General features: G+C 46.5%; 15 protein-coding genes and 11 tRNA genes. 5 read left to right on the top strand and 21 right to left on the bottom strand.

The features are described 5' to 3' along the window. Nucleotides 1–88: 88 nt before the first annotated feature. Nucleotides 89–559, top strand: coding sequence for a zinc ribbon-containing protein (locus tag L3Q72_RS03575; protein ID WP_275131309.1), 471 nt, complete (start codon nucleotides 89–91; stop codon nucleotides 557–559). 74 nt (nucleotides 560–633) lie between these two features. Here the strand turns inward: L3Q72_RS03575 and lnt are convergent, their stop codons facing one another. The 5 genes from lnt to miaB form a co-directional block, all read right to left on the bottom strand. Next, nucleotides 634–2,148 carry an apolipoprotein N-acyltransferase gene (lnt, locus tag L3Q72_RS03580; RefSeq protein ID WP_275131310.1) on the bottom strand — a complete coding sequence of 505 codons (1,515 nt, stop codon included), beginning with the start codon at nucleotides 2,146–2,148 and terminating at the stop codon, nucleotides 634–636. 30 nt (nucleotides 2,149–2,178) lie between these two features. Beyond that, on the bottom strand, nucleotides 2,179–3,048 hold the full coding sequence (corC, locus tag L3Q72_RS03585; RefSeq protein WP_275131311.1) for a CNNM family magnesium/cobalt transport protein CorC: 870 nt from the start codon (nucleotides 3,046–3,048) through the stop codon (nucleotides 2,179–2,181). A gap of 76 nt (nucleotides 3,049–3,124) precedes the next feature. After that, the gene (gene ybeY / locus L3Q72_RS03590) at nucleotides 3,125–3,589 is read right to left on the bottom strand and encodes an rRNA maturation RNase YbeY (protein WP_275131312.1); all 465 of its coding nucleotides are present in this window, start codon (nucleotides 3,587–3,589) and stop codon (nucleotides 3,125–3,127) included. Next, on the bottom strand, nucleotides 3,590–4,696 hold the full coding sequence (locus tag L3Q72_RS03595; RefSeq protein WP_275131313.1) for a PhoH family protein: 1,107 nt from the start codon (nucleotides 4,694–4,696) through the stop codon (nucleotides 3,590–3,592). A 67-nt stretch (nucleotides 4,697–4,763) separates the two neighbouring features. After that, a complete protein-coding gene (gene miaB, locus L3Q72_RS03600) occupies nucleotides 4,764–6,188 on the bottom strand; it encodes a tRNA (N6-isopentenyl adenosine(37)-C2)-methylthiotransferase MiaB (protein WP_275131314.1) in 1,425 nt (474 codons plus the stop codon). A 262-nt stretch (nucleotides 6,189–6,450) separates the two neighbouring features. Here miaB and L3Q72_RS03605 point away from each other — a divergent pair, with 262 nt between their 5' ends. Beyond that, a complete protein-coding gene (locus L3Q72_RS03605; RefSeq protein ID WP_275131315.1) occupies nucleotides 6,451–7,599 on the top strand; it encodes a 2-octaprenyl-3-methyl-6-methoxy-1,4-benzoquinol hydroxylase in 1,149 nt (382 codons plus the stop codon). A 146-nt stretch (nucleotides 7,600–7,745) separates the two neighbouring features. Here the strand turns inward: L3Q72_RS03605 and L3Q72_RS03610 are convergent. The 13 genes from L3Q72_RS03610 to pth form a co-directional block, all read right to left on the bottom strand. Further along, a tRNA-Leu gene (locus L3Q72_RS03610) sits at nucleotides 7,746–7,830 on the bottom strand. Nucleotides 7,831–7,882: 52 nt separating this feature from the next. Then, a tRNA-Gln gene (locus L3Q72_RS03615) sits at nucleotides 7,883–7,957 on the bottom strand. A 30-nt stretch (nucleotides 7,958–7,987) separates the two neighbouring features. Then, nucleotides 7,988–8,072: transfer RNA gene (locus L3Q72_RS03620), tRNA-Leu, on the bottom strand. Nucleotides 8,073–8,130: 58 nt separating this feature from the next. Then, nucleotides 8,131–8,207: transfer RNA gene (locus L3Q72_RS03625), tRNA-Met, on the bottom strand. A gap of 100 nt (nucleotides 8,208–8,307) precedes the next feature. Then, nucleotides 8,308–8,382, bottom strand: a tRNA-Gln gene (locus tag L3Q72_RS03630). Nucleotides 8,383–8,412: 30 nt separating this feature from the next. Continuing rightward, nucleotides 8,413–8,497: transfer RNA gene (locus tag L3Q72_RS03635), tRNA-Leu, on the bottom strand. 26 nt (nucleotides 8,498–8,523) lie between these two features. Next, nucleotides 8,524–8,608: transfer RNA gene (locus L3Q72_RS03640), tRNA-Leu, on the bottom strand. 58 nt (nucleotides 8,609–8,666) lie between these two features. Then, nucleotides 8,667–8,743, bottom strand: a tRNA-Met gene (locus tag L3Q72_RS03645). A 108-nt stretch (nucleotides 8,744–8,851) separates the two neighbouring features. Further along, nucleotides 8,852–8,926 (bottom strand) — tRNA-Gln (locus L3Q72_RS03650). Nucleotides 8,927–9,027: 101 nt separating this feature from the next. Beyond that, nucleotides 9,028–9,112: transfer RNA gene (locus tag L3Q72_RS03655), tRNA-Leu, on the bottom strand. Nucleotides 9,113–9,151: 39 nt separating this feature from the next. Then, nucleotides 9,152–9,228: transfer RNA gene (locus L3Q72_RS03660), tRNA-Met, on the bottom strand. Between the two features lie 654 nt (nucleotides 9,229–9,882). Beyond that, nucleotides 9,883–10,974: a redox-regulated ATPase YchF gene (gene ychF / locus L3Q72_RS03665; protein ID WP_275131316.1), complete on the bottom strand. Its 1,092-nt coding sequence runs from the start codon at nucleotides 10,972–10,974 to the stop codon at nucleotides 9,883–9,885. Nucleotides 10,975–10,985: 11 nt separating this feature from the next. After that, the gene (pth, locus tag L3Q72_RS03670) at nucleotides 10,986–11,576 is read right to left on the bottom strand and encodes an aminoacyl-tRNA hydrolase (protein WP_275131317.1); all 591 of its coding nucleotides are present in this window, start codon (nucleotides 11,574–11,576) and stop codon (nucleotides 10,986–10,988) included. Between the two features lie 277 nt (nucleotides 11,577–11,853). On the opposite strand from pth, the gene L3Q72_RS03675 reads away from it, so the two are divergent. Beyond that, the gene (locus L3Q72_RS03675) at nucleotides 11,854–12,876 is read left to right on the top strand and encodes an IS110 family transposase (RefSeq protein WP_275129409.1); all 1,023 of its coding nucleotides are present in this window, start codon (nucleotides 11,854–11,856) and stop codon (nucleotides 12,874–12,876) included. A gap of 349 nt (nucleotides 12,877–13,225) precedes the next feature. On the opposite strand, the gene L3Q72_RS03680 is transcribed toward L3Q72_RS03675, so the two are convergent. The 3 genes from L3Q72_RS03680 to lolB are packed head-to-tail and all read right to left on the bottom strand — an operon-like array spanning nucleotide 13,226 to nucleotide 15,684. Further along, nucleotides 13,226–14,176: a ribose-phosphate pyrophosphokinase gene (locus L3Q72_RS03680; protein ID WP_275131318.1), complete on the bottom strand. Its 951-nt coding sequence runs from the start codon at nucleotides 14,174–14,176 to the stop codon at nucleotides 13,226–13,228. A 30-nt stretch (nucleotides 14,177–14,206) separates the two neighbouring features. Continuing rightward, a complete protein-coding gene (gene ispE, locus L3Q72_RS03685; RefSeq protein WP_275131319.1) occupies nucleotides 14,207–15,079 on the bottom strand; it encodes a 4-(cytidine 5'-diphospho)-2-C-methyl-D-erythritol kinase in 873 nt (290 codons plus the stop codon). A gap of 2 nt (nucleotides 15,080–15,081) precedes the next feature. Further along, entirely contained in the window at nucleotides 15,082–15,684 is a 603-nt protein-coding gene (lolB, locus tag L3Q72_RS03690; protein ID WP_275131320.1) for a lipoprotein insertase outer membrane protein LolB, read from the bottom strand. A 258-nt stretch (nucleotides 15,685–15,942) separates the two neighbouring features. Between lolB and hemA the strand changes: the two genes are divergently transcribed. Both hemA and prfA read left to right on the top strand, forming a co-directional pair. Beyond that, a complete protein-coding gene (gene hemA, locus L3Q72_RS03695) occupies nucleotides 15,943–17,208 on the top strand; it encodes a glutamyl-tRNA reductase (RefSeq protein WP_275131321.1) in 1,266 nt (421 codons plus the stop codon). A gap of 8 nt (nucleotides 17,209–17,216) precedes the next feature. Then, nucleotides 17,217–18,305, top strand: a complete 1,089-nt coding sequence (prfA, locus tag L3Q72_RS03700; protein ID WP_275131322.1) for a peptide chain release factor 1 — start codon at nucleotides 17,217–17,219, stop codon at nucleotides 18,303–18,305. Nucleotides 18,306–18,307 lie beyond the last annotated feature (2 nt).

The raw sequence follows: 18,307 nt of genomic DNA on the forward strand, positions 1-18,307 counted from the left end.
ATAAATATAGATCGGCATAGAATACCTAAAGGAAGCACAAGCAACAAGCTACAATAACTATAAGTATGTGAAAAAACGGAGGTCGTATATGCCGAAGCTTAAAACCGATTATGAGGAGAAGTTCAAAGAGGTTGTCGAAACTCTGAAGCATAGCCCTGAAGAGATGGATAAAGTCCTTGAAACTTCAAAAGAAGTTGCCCATGCCGCAAGCGATATGACCAAAGATGAGTGGGCTTTGGTTTCCGCCTATATGAAGGAAGATTTAAAGGAGTTTGCCAGGAACTATAAAGAGAGCACCAAAAGCCCGTTTTCCATCATGATTGCCGACTCCATCTGGCAGGCGCTTTTAGATATCACAGACAAGACAAAAATCGAGTGGATTGAAGCCTTCGAGGATCTTGAGCATGAAGGCGTATACAAAGCCGGTGATGTGATTGGCCTTGGGCACCTGGTTTGTGAAAAGTGCGGACATAAAACGCAGTATATTCATCCGACGGTGATTCCGCCTTGTTCGGAGTGTGGGGGGGAGGAGTTTAGTCGGATAGCATTAAAACCTTAAAGGTTTTTTAGGGCTATGGGACGGGCTTTGCCCTTGAAGGGGATGGGGCTATAGGGAACAATCCCCCATAGCCCTCAACCTTTCCGTCTATCGATAAGCGCCAACCCCAGCCCGAGTAACGTAAAGATAATTAACGGCCAACTCCCTATCTTTCTAAATGGCGTAGAACCTACCGTCGAAGTCACCTCCGCCTTCAATACCTGCGTCTCAAACTGAGGCACCGATTCAGTGACATTTCCTTTATAATCCGTAACCGCTGTTACCCCGTTATTGGTGGCTCTGATCACGGGTTTTGCTGTTTCCAGTGCGCGCATACGGGCGATTTCCATATGTTGCAGCGGGCCTATGGAGTGACCGAACCAGGCGTCGTTTGAGAGGGTCAGGATAAAATCGGTTTCTTCGGTAATATTCTGCCTTACCTGATTACCGAAGATAATTTCATAGCAAAGCGCTGTGGCAAGGTGGCGTCCTTTGGCAATGATATTGTCCTGAATATAATCGCCTCTGCTAAATGAAGACATTGGCAGGTTAAAGAAGGGGGCCAGTGGCCGCAGAAGATCTTCAAATGGGACAAACTCACCAAATGGCAGCAGGTGGTGCTTGTTGTATCTGTGCTGGCTCAGGTAGTCGTACTCTCCGTCAGGTGTGTCGCCCAGGGTAATTACGCTATTGTAGAACTTACCCATTTCATTTTGAGAGATAACGCCGGTGATAAGGGCTGACTCATTGAGACGCGCGGCGGCATCCACATTGCTGAGAAAACGCGGTAGCTCCTTTTCTAAAGCAGGGATGGCAGCTTCCGGCCAGATGATAATATCGGCGTCCCAGTTTTCACGGCTAAGGTCCATAAACTTCATCAGGGTCGGCCAGCGCTCGCTTGGCAGCCACTTTATCTCCTGGGCGATATTCCCCTGAATCAGAGCAAATGACGTTTTGCTTTGCGGGTTTTGCTCCACCCACTCAACTTGCTTAAGGCTGGCGGCAGAGGCAAAAATAATGACAGGAAGGGCAAGCATGCTCAGCTTTTTGTTTAGCAGACCATAAGCAAGCGCAGAGGCGCACAGGATAACGGCCAGAGTAATTAACTGAACACCTCCAACGGGAGCAAATCCAGCCAATGGGGTATCAATCTGGCTGTAACCCAGCCATAGCCATGGAAAGCCGGTAAACACCCAGCCACGGGCCCAGTCTGAAATCAGCCAGAGAGCTGGAATGGCAAGGAAATACTTAGAGGCGCTTGATTTAGTAAAAAATCGGTTGGCTGCACCTGCAAAAAGCGCAGGATAGACGGCAAGATAACTTATTAGCAGAACCATCAGAAAAATACTGGCTGCTTTAGGCATACCGCCAAAGTTATCTATGCTGACATGAACCCAGCTCAGGCCGGTTGCGTAGTGCCCTATACCCCAGCAAAACCCGCAAAGCAGTGCTAAGCGTGTAGAGAGCTGATGAATAAGCAGAAAAAGGATAGCAGGGCTGAGTATTGCCAGAGGCCAGATTTGATAAGGGGCGAAAGCCAGAGTTGTTAAAGCGCCAACAAAAGCGGCCAGTAAAGGCCGCATAAGGCGATGATTCAGATTAGGCATCATCTTAATTATTGTCCCGGCAGTGACTGCCGTTTATTCTTCTATGTTTGGAAGAGGTTCGGAATCGGGAACCGTAACCTGAAGCTGAACAACGCGTCTGTTATCAGCAGCAGTCACTTTAAAGCTATATCCCTCAATGTCGACAATCTCACCTCTGGCCGGCAGGTGACCAAAACTGGTCATCACCATACCGCCAATGGTATCGACTTCTTCATCACTGAAGCTGGTTCCGAATGTCTCGTTAAACTCTTCAATTGTGGTCAGCGCTTTTACTGAGTAGGTGTGCTTGCTGAGTTTACGGATATCCACCTCTTCCTCATCATCAAACTCATCTTCGATTTCGCCTACAATCTCTTCAAGAATATCTTCGATGGTAACCAGCCCGGAGACACCGCCAAATTCATCCACCACGATGGACATATGGTAGCGCTCTTCACGGAATTCTTTTAAAAGCCGGTCAACCCGCTTACTTTCCGGGACAACGACGGCCGGTCTGATAACCTCGTCAATATTGAAGGGTTCACTGTCAGAGCCAAGGTATTTTAATAGGTCCTTCGCAAGCAGAATGCCTTCTACATGGTCTTTATCTTCACTGATGACCGGGTAGCGTGAGTGAGACGCATCGGTGATCAGGGCAACAAGCTGATCAAGATTATGATCTTTTTCAACAGTGACCATTTGCGAGCGTGGGATCATAATATCCCGGACACGCATTTCAGAAATCTCCATAACACCTTCAAGCATGTCTCTGGTGTCGTGGTCGATCAGGTCGTTATTTTCAGAGTCTCTTATGACATCTACCAGTTCCTGGCGATCTTTAAGCTCTCCCTGAAAAAGCTGACCAAGGCGTTCAAAGAAGGACTTCCTACTCGGACCTTCAGAGGGCGAATTATCTTCGTTCATGATTTCTCTACAATTAACGCTATCAAACGCGTGATAGCTCGCTAAAAAGGGCTTACACTAAGTAACCTGTAACCTGTTAACCCTTCTCTGCAATATACGGATCTTCAAACCCCATAGACTGCATAATCTCAGTTTCGAGTGACTCCATCTCTTCAGCTTCGTCATCTTCGATATGATCATAACCTAACAGATGTAGTGAGCCGTGTACAACCATATGAGCCCAATGGGCCATAACTTCTTTATGCTGTTCTTTGGCTTCTTTTTCAACCACCTGTCTGCAAATAATGAGATCTCCCAACAGATTAATCTCAACACCTTCAGGTACTTCGAACGGGAAAGACAAAACGTTAGTCGGTTTATCTTTACCACGATAGTCGTGGTTTAGCTGCTGGCTCTCTTCTTCATCAACGATGCGGATAGTGACTTCAGCATCAGGCTGGAACGCAGAGACGGTTGTAGACAGCCAATGGTTAAAATCTGCCCCGGAAGGCAGATTTTGTTCGTTTTCTACAGCAAGTTGAAGATCAAGTTCAATACTCATTTATTCACCTGGCTTAGTTTTTTCAGACTTTACAGCAGTCAGAATGGCTTTTTGTTCTTCAAGAAGCTTGGCTTCGCGTTCTTCACGACGGCGCTTTTCTGCTTCTTTACGCTCTCTCTGATCTTTAACTTCCCACTTCTCATAAGCGTTTACGATGCGCGCGACGACTGGGTGACGCACAACGTCGTCTGCCTGGAAGAAGTTAAAGCTGATTTCATCAACCTCAGAAAGCACTTCGATGGCGTGACGCAGACCAGACTTAGCGCCTCTTGGCAGGTCAATCTGGGTAACGTCACCGGTAATTACCGCGCGTGAGTTAAAGCCGATACGGGTCAGGAACATCTTCATTTGCTCCACCGTGGTGTTCTGGCTTTCGTCAAGAATGATAAAGGCATCGTTTAGCGTACGGCCACGCATATAAGCCAGCGGAGCAACTTCTATCACATTACGCTCAATCAGCTTTTCAACACGCTCAAAGCCCAGCATTTCAAACAGGGCGTCGTATAGCGGACGCAGATAAGGGTCTACTTTCTGACTAAGGTCGCCAGGAAGAAAGCCCAGCTTTTCACCTGCTTCAACCGCAGGGCGGGTAAGCAGAATTCTCCGGATTTCCTGACGCTCAAGCGCATCCACTGCAGCTGCAACAGCAAGATAAGTTTTACCTGTACCTGCAGGGCCAATACCGTAGCTGATATCGTGAGTCACCATATTGACCAGATACTGAGCCTGATTGGGTGTTCTCGGTTTTATGACGCCTTTCTTGGTCTTGATAAACACTTCTTTGCCGTGTTCGATATTCGACTCTGTGTTCTGATCTAAAACACCGGACTCTTTAATCGCCAGGTGGATCTGCTCAGGTTCGATATCAACAACTTTGCCTTTTACAGGTGCCGTTTCAACATAAAGTGTTTTAAGAATATCTAAAGCGGCCGCTGCGGTGTGAGGTTTTCCGACAATGGAGAATGAATTGCCGCGGTAATTGATTTCAACGCCCAGGCGTCTTTCAAGGTGTTTGATATTATCGTCGAATGGGCCACACAGGCTGGAAAGTCGGTGGTTATCAGCGGGTTCCAGATCAATATCCAGAGTTACAATTTTATTGCTCAATTTTGCCTCTCAGTTTAGCCATCATGGAGCCCGATTCTGACCGGGCTCTGGCTATATTATAACAGCTCTATGGCGTAAAGGTTGCAACGCCAAGTTCATCTTCGCGGCGTGTTTTTTCCATCATTTCGCTTGGAGAAGTCACAACGCGAAGGTTCATTTCTTTTTCCGTGCGAACCAGCTCACCACGCAGTGAGTTAGGGAATACATCGGTGATCTTCACGTCAACAAACTGGCCGATAAGATCCGCAGAACCTTCAAAGTTAACCACGCGGTTGTTCTCGGTGCGCGCGCGAAGCTCCATCAGATTCTTCTTAGAAGGGCCTTCTACCAGAACGCGCTGCACTGTATCCAGCATCTGGCGTGAGTAACGCATAGCCTGGCTGTTAACCTGCTGTTGTAGCTCGTACAGACGCTCTTTCTTTGTCTGCTCCGGCAGATCACAAGGGTAGTCTGCGGCAGGCGTCCCCGGACGCGGAGAGAAGATAAAGCTAAAGCTCATATCAAAATCAACGTCCTTAATCAGCTTCATAGTGTCCTGGAAATCTTTGTCTGTTTCACCCGGGAAACCAACAATAAAGTCTGAGCTGATATGGATATCAGGGCGAGCCTTGCGCAGCTTACGGATAATGGATTTGTATTCGATAGCTGTGTGTGGACGCTTCATCATAGTCAGAATACGGTCTGAACCACTCTGTACCGGAAGGTGCAGGAAGCTAACCAGTTCTGGGGTATCTTCATACACAGCGATGATATCGTCAGTGAACTCTACCGGGTGGCTGGTAGTAAAGCGGATACGGTCAATGCCATCGATTGTCGCCACAAGGCGCAGCAGTTCCGCAAAAGAGCAGATCTCGCCATCATGCATAGGGCCACGGTAGGCGTTTACGTTCTGGCCAAGCAGGTTTACTTCGCGTACACCTTGCTCTGCAAGCTGTGCGATTTCAAACAGCACATCGTCCATAGGACGGCTTACTTCTTCACCACGGGTATAAGGCACCACACAGTAAGTACAGTACTTAGAACAGCCTTCCATGATAGAAACAAAAGCGGTTGCGCCTTCTGCGCGAGGTTCAGGCAGACGGTCAAATTTTTCAATTTCAGGGAAAGAGATATCCATTACAGGCGCTTCATCAGCGCGGGATGATTTGATCATCTCAGGCAGACGGTGAAGCGTCTGCGGGCCAAAGATAACATCAACAAATGGCGCACGCTCACGGATATGGTCACCCTCCTGAGTCGCAACACAACCACCAACACCAATGATCACATCTTCTTTTTTATCTTTCAGCGTCTTCCAGCGACCTAGCTGGTGGAATACCTTTTCCTGAGCTTTTTCACGGATCGAACAGGTGTTAAGTAACAGAACATCTGCTTCATCTGGATTTTCAGTCAGCTCGTAACCATTTGTGGCATTAAGCAGGTCGGCCATTTTTGATGAATCGTATTCGTTCATCTGGCAACCCCAGGTTTTAATTAGCAGTTTCTTACTCATCTCACATATCGCTCGTATTAATTCTTCAAATCGTCTGGCTGGTACCAATCGCAATAGACATTGCTATAGTGAACAGTAATATAGCCAAATAAGTTATCGCTTCTGAACCGATCTCTTCGCAATATTCAGTTCATACAAAAGCGAGCCGCGTATTGTACTGCTTTAAAAACCACCTGACCAGAGTTCATGACGATCTTACTGAAATCAGGCGAATACCCTTATTTTATAAAGGGATTTGGTGGTAAGGAAACGGAGAAAATAAGTGTTTGATATAACCGTAATTGGCGGTGGAATGGTGGGCGCATCGGTTGCCCTGGGAGCGGCGAAGCTTGGTCTTAATGTCGCTTTGGTTGAGGGAATTGAACCAACTCTGTTTTCACCTGAACAACCTATGGATATACGTGTTTCAGCGATTTCCTATCAGTCGGTTAAGCTGCTGGAAGAACTGGGAGCCTGGGAGAGGATCCAGGAGAAAAGGACCTGTGTTTACCGCCGGCTGGAAACCTGGGAGCATCCTGACTGCAGGGTAAAATTTGATGCTGATTCTCTGGGTATGGACTATCTGGGCTATATCATTGAAAACCGGGTAATTCAGCTTGGCCTTTGGGAGCAGTTTTCCGGCTATAAAAATCTTACCTTGTTCTGCCCTGACTCGCTTGAGAATATCGAATTTGGCAATGAGAGTAATCTTGTAACCCTAAAATCTGGTGAGCAGATAGAATCCAGACTGGTTATCGGTGCAGATGGTGCAAACTCAAAGGTAAGAGCTCTGGCAAAAATCGGAGTAACAGCCTGGGATTACCGCCAGCATTGCATGCTGATTAACGTAGAAACCGAAAAGCCACAGCAGGATATTACCTGGCAGTGGTTTACTCCTTCTGGTCCAAGATCATTTCTTCCTCTGAAAGGGAATCAGGGGTCACTGGTCTGGTATGACTCGCCAAAAAGAATTCGCCAGCTTTCACATATGAGTGGCGATGAGTTGAGAGAAGAAGTCTTAGCGTATTTCCCGGCTGAGCTTGGTGATATCCGGGTTCTGCAATCCGGGGCTTTCCCGTTAACCAGAAGACATGCTCAAAGCTATCACAGCAAACGATGTGTGCTGGTTGGTGACTCTGCCCACACCATTAACCCATTGGCAGGGCAGGGAGTGAATATAGGTTTTAAGGATGTTCAGGCCCTTCTTAATAATCTGGAACAGGATAACTGGGATAGCGAGCCGCAACTTATTCAATACGAGCGGAAAAGGCGTCCTGATAATTTACTGATGCAGTCGGGGATGGATTTCTTTTATAAAGGATTTAGTAACGACCTGCTTCCGCTAAAAGTACTTAGAAATATTGGTTTTAAGGTGGCTGAGAATTCTGGGCCGGTTAAGGAAAGGGTTTTGAGATATGCGTTGGGGGTGTAAAGCTGTCAGCTATCGGCTTTCAGCTGTCAGAGGCTTTCTGAGTGCTTCAACCTCTGATGGATTACAAAGAGTTTCAGATACAAAAAAACCACCTAATATGGTGGTTTTCTGATAGCTGACAGCTAAAAACTGAAAGCTAATAAAGATGGTGCGGAAGGAGAGACTTGAACTCTCACACCTTGCGGCGCCAGAACCTAAATCTGGTGCGTCTACCAATTCCGCCACTTCCGCATCAATTTTGTAGCTGATTGAGTAATTGGAGAACTCAAAAAGCGTTGTGTAATGGCAGGGCTACCTGGATTCGAACCAGGGAATGACGGGATCAAAACCCGTTGCCTTACCGCTTGGCGATAGCCCTACAGAAATGTTCAGTGAACATTCTAAATAATGGTGCGGAAGGAGAGACTTGAACTCTCACACCTTGCGGCGCCAGAACCTAAATCTGGTGCGTCTACCAATTCCGCCACTTCCGCGTCTCAAATTTTCTACAGGTTTATCAGCCAATTGGTAAAAGCTAATAAACAATGTTAATGGTGGCTACGACGGGATTCGAACCTGTGACCCCATCATTATGAGTGATGTGCTCTAACCAACTGAGCTACGTAGCCAACTCTGTGGCCCTGGGTTATTAGCCCCTGGGTCCTGGGAATAAAAGCTAATGCATTTTATTCTCTGATAGCTGACAGCTAAAAACTGAAAGCTTGAAAATGGCAGGGCTACCTGGATTCGAACCAGGGGATGACGGGATCAAAACCCGTTGCCTTACCGCTTGGCGATAGCCCTGCAGATATGTTCAATGAACAATCTAAATAATGGTGCGGAAGGAGAGACTTGAACTCTCACACCTTGCGGCGCCAGAACCTAAATCTGGTGCGTCTACCAATTCCGCCACTTCCGCAAAATTTGTTTGTAGATGATTTGAGATGGTGCGGAAGGAGAGACTTGAACTCTCACACCTTGCGGCGCCAGAACCTAAATCTGGTGCGTCTACCAATTCCGCCACTTCCGCGTCTCAAATTTTCTACAGGTTTATCAGCTAATTGGTAAAAGCTAATAAACGAAATAAATGGTGGCTACGACGGGATTCGAACCTGTGACCCCATCATTATGAGTGATGTGCTCTAACCAGCTGAGCTACGTAGCCATTCCGTTTGGGCGAAGTAATATAATATAAACTTCATCCGATGAACAGTACTAATTTGTACATATTCAAAAAATAATGACAATTAAATTTAACAGCCATTATAAATAATGGCAGGGCTACCTGGATTCGAACCAGGGAATGACGGGATCAAAACCCGTTGCCTTACCGCTTGGCGATAGCCCTACAAGTTGGGTCCTGGGTTATTAGGCCCTGGGCCCTGGGAAGAAAATTAAAATTTTCATTCCTCTGATAGCTGACAGCTAAAAACTGAAAGCTAATAAAAATGGTGCGGAAGGAGAGACTTGAACTCTCACACCTTGCGGCGCCAGAACCTAAATCTGGTGCGTCTACCAATTCCGCCACTTCCGCATTATTTCCTGAAAACTCTTATAAAAAGCTTTTAGGAAATGGTGGCTACGACGGGATTCGAACCTGTGACCCCATCATTATGAGTGATGTGCTCTAACCAACTGAGCTACGTAGCCATTCTTTCTTTTTTCATCAGCGACACTCAGTTACCCTCTGTGCCGAAGACGGAGCGCATTATGCGTATCTGTAAGAAAACCGTCAACTGTTTTTTTGAATAAATTCACATTCTGAGGTTGTTCGAGTCTTTTTTAAGCAAAACGGTGTATTTGTCAACGAAAAGTAGCCTTAAACGTCTGTACAAGGCGAAGTTATTTTTAGTTGGAGCTGTCAGCTTTCAGTTTTTGTTACCCAGAAGCTATGTTCGGGTTTATTTTATGCTTTAATCCAAAAAAGCTTGTCACCTCTAAATGAAATGACAAGCTTTTTGATAGCTGATAGCTGATAGCTGATAGCTGATAGCTGATAGCTGATAGCTGATAGCTGATAGCTGATAGCCTAACTTTTATACACAAGTTAAAGGAGCCAAAGAATGCTCCTCCCCTTAGCCTCGAAAGGCTGGATTTTCGAAGAAGTCACATCGAAGGGGAGGCTGGGAGGGGTTGTTTCTCATGAGCTTAAGTTTTGGTGGTTTAACCATGCATGGCATAACCAACCCCCTCTAACTCCCCCTTCTATTAGCTTTATCAACCAGTTAGGCTTTTTCACTCAAGGGGGAGAACCCTTCTCTGGTCACTTTAATATTTGTGTATAAGAGTCAGGCTGATAGCTAATTAAACATTAAAACGGAAATGAACCACATCCCCATCTTTAACAATGTAGTCTTTACCTTCAAGACGCCATTTACCCGCTTCTTTAGCGCCACTTTCACCGTTATATTCAATAAAGTCGTCATAACCAACAACTTCTGCACGGATAAAGCCTTTTTCGAAGTCAGTGTGGATCTTACCTGCTGACTGAGGAGCCGTTGCACCGATTGGAATTGTCCATGCGCGAACCTCTTTTACGCCAGCGGTGAAGTAAGTCTGAAGCGCAAGCAGCTCATAACCGGAACGGATAACGCGGTTAAGGCCTGGTTCTTCGATGCCCATATCAGCAAGGAACTCTTCACGGTCTTCGTCGTCAAGTTCTGACAGTTCAGACTCAATGGCTGCACAAACAGGAACAACAACCGCATTTTCTTTAGAAGCGTGCTCACGAACAAGGTCCAGGTACGGGTTGTCTTCAAAGCCGTCTTCATTCACGTTAGCGATGTACATGGTTGGTTTCAGTGTCAGGAAGTTCAGGTAGCCGATAGCCGCCAGCTCTTCTTTAGCCAGTTCAACACTGCGTGCCATTCCACCTTCTGTCAGTACAGGAAGCAGTTTTTCCAGAACAGTGATTTCAAATTTCGCATCCTTGTCACCGCCTTTAGCTCGTTTTGCCTGACGCTGAATAGCACGCTCACAGGTATCAAGGTCAGCAAGAGCAAGCTCAAGGTTGATGATTTCGATATCTTCCAGCGGAGAGATTTTACCTGCAACGTGAACGATGTTTTCGTTCTCAAAGCAGCGAACTACGTGACCGATAGCGTCAGTTTCACGGATGTTTGCCAGGAATTTGTTACCCAGGCCTTCACCTTTAGAAGCACCGGCAACCAGACCAGCGATATCAACAAATTCCATTGTCGTTGGCAGTACGCGCTGAGGGTTAACGATGTTTGCCAGTGCGTCCAGACGAAGGTCCGGCACAGGAACAACACCTGTGTTTGGCTCGATAGTACAGAACGGGAAGTTTGCTGCTTCGATACCCGCTTTTGTCAGTGCGTTAAACAGAGTTGATTTACCTACGTTTGGCAGACCAACGATGCCACATTTAAAACCCATGATATAAAACCTTATTCTGCTTTGAATGTATGTAAGCGATTCTGTGCTTTAGTTAAGCCATCTTTCAGTAAGATATCGAGACTGCGAACAGACTCATCGACGACGGCTTCAATGCATTCTTGCTCTTTGGCAGGAGCTTTGCCTAACACATAACCAGATACTTTGTCTCTGTGTCCCGGATGGCCGATGCCGATCCGAAGACGGTAAAATTCTTTGTTGTTTCCAAGTTTGCTGATGGTGTCTTTCAGGCCGTTATGACCACCGTGACCGCCACCTTTTTTAAATTTACCAACGCCCGGAGGAAGATCTAACTCATCGTGCGCCACCATGATCTCTTCAGGTTTGATCTGATAGAACTTAGCAAGCGCTGAAATTGCCTTACCTGATAGGTTCATATAAGTGGTTGGAACAAGCAGACGCAGGTCATGACCATTTGCCAGAATACGGCCAGTCAGACCAAAGAATTTAGGCTCGTTTTTCAGCATCACGTTATGAACGCGAGCCAGTTCTTCAACAACCCATGCACCGGCATTGTGGCGGGTTTTCGCATATTCCGGTCCTGGATTTGCAAGACCAACGAGTAGTTTTATCTCTTGACTCAAGGCTAGGATCTCTCTTGGAATCATAAAAAGCGCCGTATGGTAGCACAAATTTAAGGCTGCGGGGGAGGGAATTTTCTTCGTTCCCATGCTCCGCGTGGGAATGCATGCGGAACTAAAGGTACCATGCATGATATAACGCTTTTAGCGTGTCTTTACAGGGAAGGAAAAGTTGAGAGAAGTGTTTTTTTGAACCGAGGTATGCAATGGCATGGACTCCCTCACCTTCGTCGAAAATATCGGCTAAGGTAAGAGTGTCAACTAAAAAGGAGCCCATGCCATGAACAAGAATATCACTATTTCTATCGACCTTGCTAAGACTGTTATTCAAGTTGCGATAATTAATAAGCACGGAAAGCTTTCATCTAATCAAAAAGTATCTCAATCAAAGTTAATTTCAATGGTGGCTAAGCACCCCAAAGCTGTTATTTGTATGGAAGCTTGTGCAACGGCTCATTATTGGGGTCGAAAGTTCCAGCAGGCAGGACATCAAGTCTTACTCGTGCCTGCTCAGATCGCCGCTAAGTATCGCTCGGGAAATAAAAATGATCCCAATGATGCTTTGGCTATTTATGAAGCCAGTCAGCGGACAGATATTCATTTCGTTCCGGTTAAAACTGTTGAACAGCAAGATCTTGCCTGCTTACTAAGACTGCGGGAAGGTTATATTAAGCAACGAACACAGCTTGCTAACCGTATCCGGGGGCTTGCGATGGAATATGGCATCAAATTTCCCATAGGAATCAATTCGCTCAGAAAACAGCTACCGTTTGAGTTGGAAAATGCTGAAAATGAATTAACCCATGCTGCTCGGTTTATTCTAAATAATCTTAAAGAACAGTTGCTCGCGCTTGATACCCAAATTGATGATGCCACTCAAGCTCTTACCAATCAGGCAAAACAAAATGAAGATTGTAAGCTTTTAGCCTCGTTACCGGGTATTTCATGGATTTCAGGCAGTGCTTTGTATGCCAGGTTAGGAAATGCATCGGCTTATAAGTGTGGTAGGGATGCAAGCGCAAGCATTGGATTAGTGCCTGCTCATACAGGAAGTGGAGGTAGAAATATCAACCTTGGCATTACTAAGCGAGGAGATCGTTATCTCAGAGCTCTTGTCGTTCATGGTGCCCGAGCTGTAGTTAGTCATGTCAAAGATAAAACTGATCCACTTAGTCAGTGGATACGCTCTCTGTTAGAGAGAAACCATGTGAATAAAGTCGTTATTGCTCTAGCGAATAAGATAGTCAGGATGGCGTGTGCCATATTGAAATCAAAACAGCCTTACCAGCTTAAGTTAGCTTAACTGAAATAAGGTAAAGCTGAATTTGGAGCAAACGACAAACCAGCGTAATAGCAAGTAATTAAGATAAAGTGTTAGCACAGCACACAAGGCAAACTCTGTGTGGGAATGAGGCAATAAATGCCTGGACTGCGATTAGAAGCCTTGTTAGTGGATTTAGCCATAAAGGTTCGGGGTAGCGCCCCATGATGAAACCGAATATACGTGCACTTGCATAAACTCTTATTATCTTAAACCACTTGTGTTACAGGGGGAGTCCATATACATTCCCACGCAGAGCGCGGGAACGAGAGGCGGTTTTCCCAGGGCCCAGTACCCAGCAGGGCGAAGCCCGACCCCAGGACCCAAGATCTTATTTCTGATTAAACATAGCAGAAATAGACTCTTCATTGCTGATACGACGAATCGCTTCAGCCAGCATGCTTGATAGTGTTAACTGAGTAACTTTACCCGTTGCTGCCATCTCTTTAGTCAGAGTGATTGAGTCCGTTATGATAACCTGGTCCAGTACAGAACCTTTGATGTTCTTCGCTGCGTTACCAGAGAATACGGCGTGAGTCGCGTATGCAAATACTCGCTTAGCGCCACGCTCTTTCAGAGCTTCAGCTGCTTTACACAGAGTACCGCCGGTGTCGATCATGTCATCAACGATGATGCAGTCACGGCCTTCAACTTCACCGATAAGGTTCATCACTTCAGAAACATTCGCGCGAGGACGACGCTTGTCAACGATAGCGATATCAACGTTGTTCAGCGCTTTTGCTGTAGCACGTGCACGTACAACACCGCCAAGGTCCGGAGATACAACCACTGGATCTTCAAGGCCACGGGAAAGCATATCTTCAAGAAGTACCGGAGTACCGAAGATGTTATCTACAGGAACATCGAAGAAGCCCTGGATCTGCTCAGCGTGAAGGTCGATAGTCAGAACGCGGTCAACACCAACGTTAGAAAGGAAGTCTGCAACAACTTTTGCAGTGATTGGCACACGGGCAGAACGTACACGACGATCCTGACGCGCATAACCGAAATACGGAATAACAGCAGTAATACGGCCCGCTGAAGCACGGCGCATAGCATCAATCATTACCACCAACTCCATTAGGTTGTCGTTGGTTGGTGCACAGGTAGATTGGATGATGAAAACATCGCTACCACGAACATTTTCGTTGATTTGAACAGCGATTTCGCCGTCAGAGAATCGGTCGACAGTAGCATCACCTAGGGAAATGTATAGGCGATCAGCAATGCGTTGGGCTAGTTCAGGTGTTGCGTTACCAGCAAATAGCTTCATATCAGGCACGGTGGAAACCTCAAGGTTGCGTCCAGTTTTTTAAAAAGATCGGATGTTGTCTGATTTATACTCAGACAGTCTCTGAATTAAGGGTGAAATATTTTTACCCTGAGCGACAAATGCAGAGACATTGTCAGAAAGCTTAGCACGGATATTTTCTGCTTCTTTTTTGCTCGAAAATTCGGCAAAAACGCAGGATCCGGTGCCGGTCAATCTTGACGGCGCGTATTGTAGCAGCCATGAAAGTTGCTTATCAACCTCTGGATAGGTCAAACGGACGATTTTTTCGCAATCGTTTTCGTATGATCCGGTTAACAATTTGTTACTTGTGCGCTTTGGCGTGTTTCTGGTGAGATCCGGATGGTTAAAAATTTCTGCGGTGGAAATGGCCACATCGGGGCGAACGACCAGATACCATTTTTCTTCAGGGCTCACTTTTTCAAGTTTTTCGCCTACTCCTTCAGCAAAAGCAGAGAAACCCCGGACAAACACAGGAACATCAGCACCAAGTTTCAGACCAATTTCAGCTAATTCATCTTCGCTAAGATTGGTCTGCCATAAATAGTTAAGTGCAACCAGCGCAGTTGCAGCATTGGAAGATCCGCCGCCGATCCCGCCACCCATTGGGAGAATTTTATTAAGCCGGATTTCTGCCCCGTAATGGCAGCCCGCTTTTTCCTGAAGCGCCTTTGCTGCTTTCCAGATAAGGTTATCTTCTTTCTTCAGCCCTTCTATTTCAGGTGAGATATTGATTTCCCCGCCTTCCGTTGCCTGAATAGTGAGTTCATCACCATGGTCAAGAAACTGAAACAGGGTCTGCAGATCGTGATAACCGTTTTCTCTTCTGCCGGTAATATAGAGGAACAGGTTTAGCTTGGCAGGAGACGGCCAGGAAGTGATATCTGAAATCATGGTTAAATTTTCCATTTGGATACAACAATTTTAAGGCTGGTATCAGAGTGTTCAAGATTCATGGAATAAGGCAGAGGAATCCTATCCACGGTTTGGTAGCTTACATAGTTTAACTGCCAGTCCTGTGTCCCTAGCTGTTTTGCCAGTGACGAAAGCGTATTGGTTTCGGTATTGAGCTGAAAACTGTCTGCATCCGTAGGCAGTCCTTTAATCCAGTCCTGCATGTAGTTTACCGGGATGACAAGACCGGTAAGACGATAAACCAGATGAGTGGCATTGCTGTCAGTAAATATATTGCCGTCTCTGTCAGTGACTTTGGCCTCTTTCTGGTTTATCTCCAGATTAAGTACAGTTTGACCGAGGAATGTGGTGAGACGTAACTGGCTCTTATCTTTTGAATGTGTCCAGATGAAATTAAGGCTCTGCTTTATTTCCGGGCTTTTATAACCCAGTTTTCCGGTGGCCTGATACTGTTCGATTTGTGCCAGCAGGCTTTTGTGGTTTTCCCATTCAACGCTCTGTTTAGACTCTTCCGGAACGGAGCTACAGGCGGCAAGAAAAACAGCCGACATAAATAGTAAGAAGGTTTGGAATATGGTTTTCATCAGTACATTAGGATTTCAGACTTTTGGTGCCGAACTATAGCATTTAAAAGGGAATAAGTCTCAGTTAAGCGGCTTGTTTACCGCGAGCGCCATACCCCTTTGTGGGTAAATGTTGGATTCTGTGCTGTTTAGATGGCGTATGTATGCTGGTTTAAGTCACGAAGTCAGTAAAACTGTAGACTTGCGCACTTTTCTTACACTGAGCCATCAAGTAAAATTCCTTCTTTGTCAGTTTTCCTAATCGAGAAACCGTTATTCATGTCTTTGCTTGCTATAGGTATCAATCACAATACAGCGTCGGTTGAATTGCGAGAAAAGGTTGCTTTTTCACCAGAGAAGTTAACTGAAGCGCATAAACAATTTGAATCCAACGGTAACGTCAATGGTGGCGTGATCGTTTCTACCTGTAACAGAACCGAGATTTACTGCGATGTAAAGCAAGCCTGTAAGAACAAAATTATTGAATGGTTGACCCATTTTCATCAGGTTGCGCCTGAGGACTTGATGTCCAGTCTTTATATTCATGAAGAGCAGGCTGCAATAAAGCATCTGATGCGTGTTTCCTGCGGGCTTGACTCACTGGTTTTGGGTGAGCCTCAGATCCTTGGGCAGGTAAAGCAGGCCTTTTCCAGTGCCCGCGAGCATAAAGCGGTCGACGCGACCATGGAAAAACTGTTTCAAAAAGCTTTTTCTGTTGCTAAGCGAGTGCGTACCGAAACGGAGATAGGCGGAAATGCGGTATCTGTTGCTTACGCGGCATGTACACTGGCAAAACACATTTTTGAATCCCTTCAGGAATCCACGGTTCTCCTTGTTGGTGCAGGAGAAACCATAGAGCTTGTTGCAAAACATCTTGCAGACAACGGTTGTACGAGTATGATTGTCGCCAACCGGACACGGGAACGTGCGCTGGGTCTTGCGAAAGAGTTCAACGCTGAGGTGATCAGCCTTTCAGAAATCCCTGAACATCTGCATCGCGCTGATATCGTTATCAGTTCTACTGCAAGTCCTTTACCTATTATTGGTAAAGGTATGGTAGAGTCCGCTATCGAGCAGAGAAGAAGACAGCCAATGCTGATCGTTGATATTGCGGTTCCACGCGATGTTGAGCAGCAGGTGGGCGACCTCAGAGATATCTATCTGTACACGGTTGATGATCTGCAGTCGATAGTGAACCAGAATATCGAGCAGAGAAAAGTCGAAGCGATAGAGGCTGAAGCTATTGTCACCGAAGAGAGCGCCGCATTTATGAGCTGGATGCGTTCACTGCAGGCAGTGGACAGTATTCGCGAATACCGTACCGCTGCAAATGAAGTGAAAGAAGAGCTTCTGGCTAAGAGTCTGCAAAGCTTACAGGCAGGCGGTGACCCGGAAAAAGTGCTGCTAGAATTGAGCAATAAATTAACCAACAAGCTTATCCATGCCCCGACCAGAGCGCTGCAAAGTGCCGCTGAAGAAGGTGAGCCGGAGAAGCTCTCTGTTATCAGACAGAGCTTAGGTCTTGAAGACCTGCAACAGAATTAAAGAAGATTATGAAACCGTCCATACTAACTAAGCTGGAAACCCTTGTAGAAAGATACGAAGAGGTTCAGCACCTTCTTGGTGATCCTGATGTAATCGGAGACCAGGACAAATTCAGAGCCCTGTCAAAAGAATACTCTCAGCTGGAAGAAGTGACTAAGTGCTTCCAGGCATACCAGCAGGCGCAGGAAGACCTGGCTGCTGCGCAAGAGATGGCAAACGAAGACGATGAAGAGATGCGCGAAATGGCGCAGGAAGAGATCAAGGAAGCAAAAGAAGCCATTGAACGACTGACCGATGAGCTGCAGATCCTGCTTCTGCCAAAAGATCCTAACGATGAGCGTAACTGCTTCCTTGAAATTCGAGCCGGTGCTGGTGGCGATGAAGCGGGTATCTTTGCCGGTGATCTTTTCCGTATGTACAGCAAATATGCAGAAAAGCAGGGCTGGCGCATTGAAGTAATGAGTGCCAACGAGTCAGAGCAGGGCGGTTATAAAGAGATGATCGCGAAAGTAAATGGCGATGGCGCATACGGTATTCTGAAGTTTGAATCCGGCGGTCACCGTGTACAGCGTGTTCCTGCAACTGAATCTCAGGGGCGTGTTCATACCTCTGCCTGTACCGTTGCGGTTATGGCTGAAATTCCGGAAGCCGATCTTCCAGAAATTAAAGCGGCTGATCTGAAAATTGATACCTTCCGTGCATCGGGTGCCGGTGGTCAGCACGTAAACACCACCGACTCTGCAATCCGTATTACCCACCTTCCAACGGGTACAGTGGTTGAGTGTCAGGATGAGCGTTCACAGCACAAGAACAAGGCGAAAGCCATGTCTGTTCTGGCTGCGCGTATTATCCAGGCAGAAGAAGCGCGCCGCGCGGCAGAAGTTTCTGATACCCGCCGTAACCTGCTGGGCAGTGGCGACCGCAGTGACCGTATCCGTACATACAACTATCCTCAGGGCCGGGTGTCTGATCACCGTATCAACCTGACGCTTTACCGTCTGAACGAAGTGATGGAAGGCGATCTGCAGAGTCTTGTTGACCCTGTACTTCAGGAGCATCAGGCTGATCAGCTGGCGGCACTGGCTGAACAAAACTAATT

This window comes from Vibrio sp. JC009, from assembly GCF_029016485.1.
Lineage (GTDB): Bacteria > Pseudomonadota > Gammaproteobacteria > Enterobacterales > Vibrionaceae > Vibrio.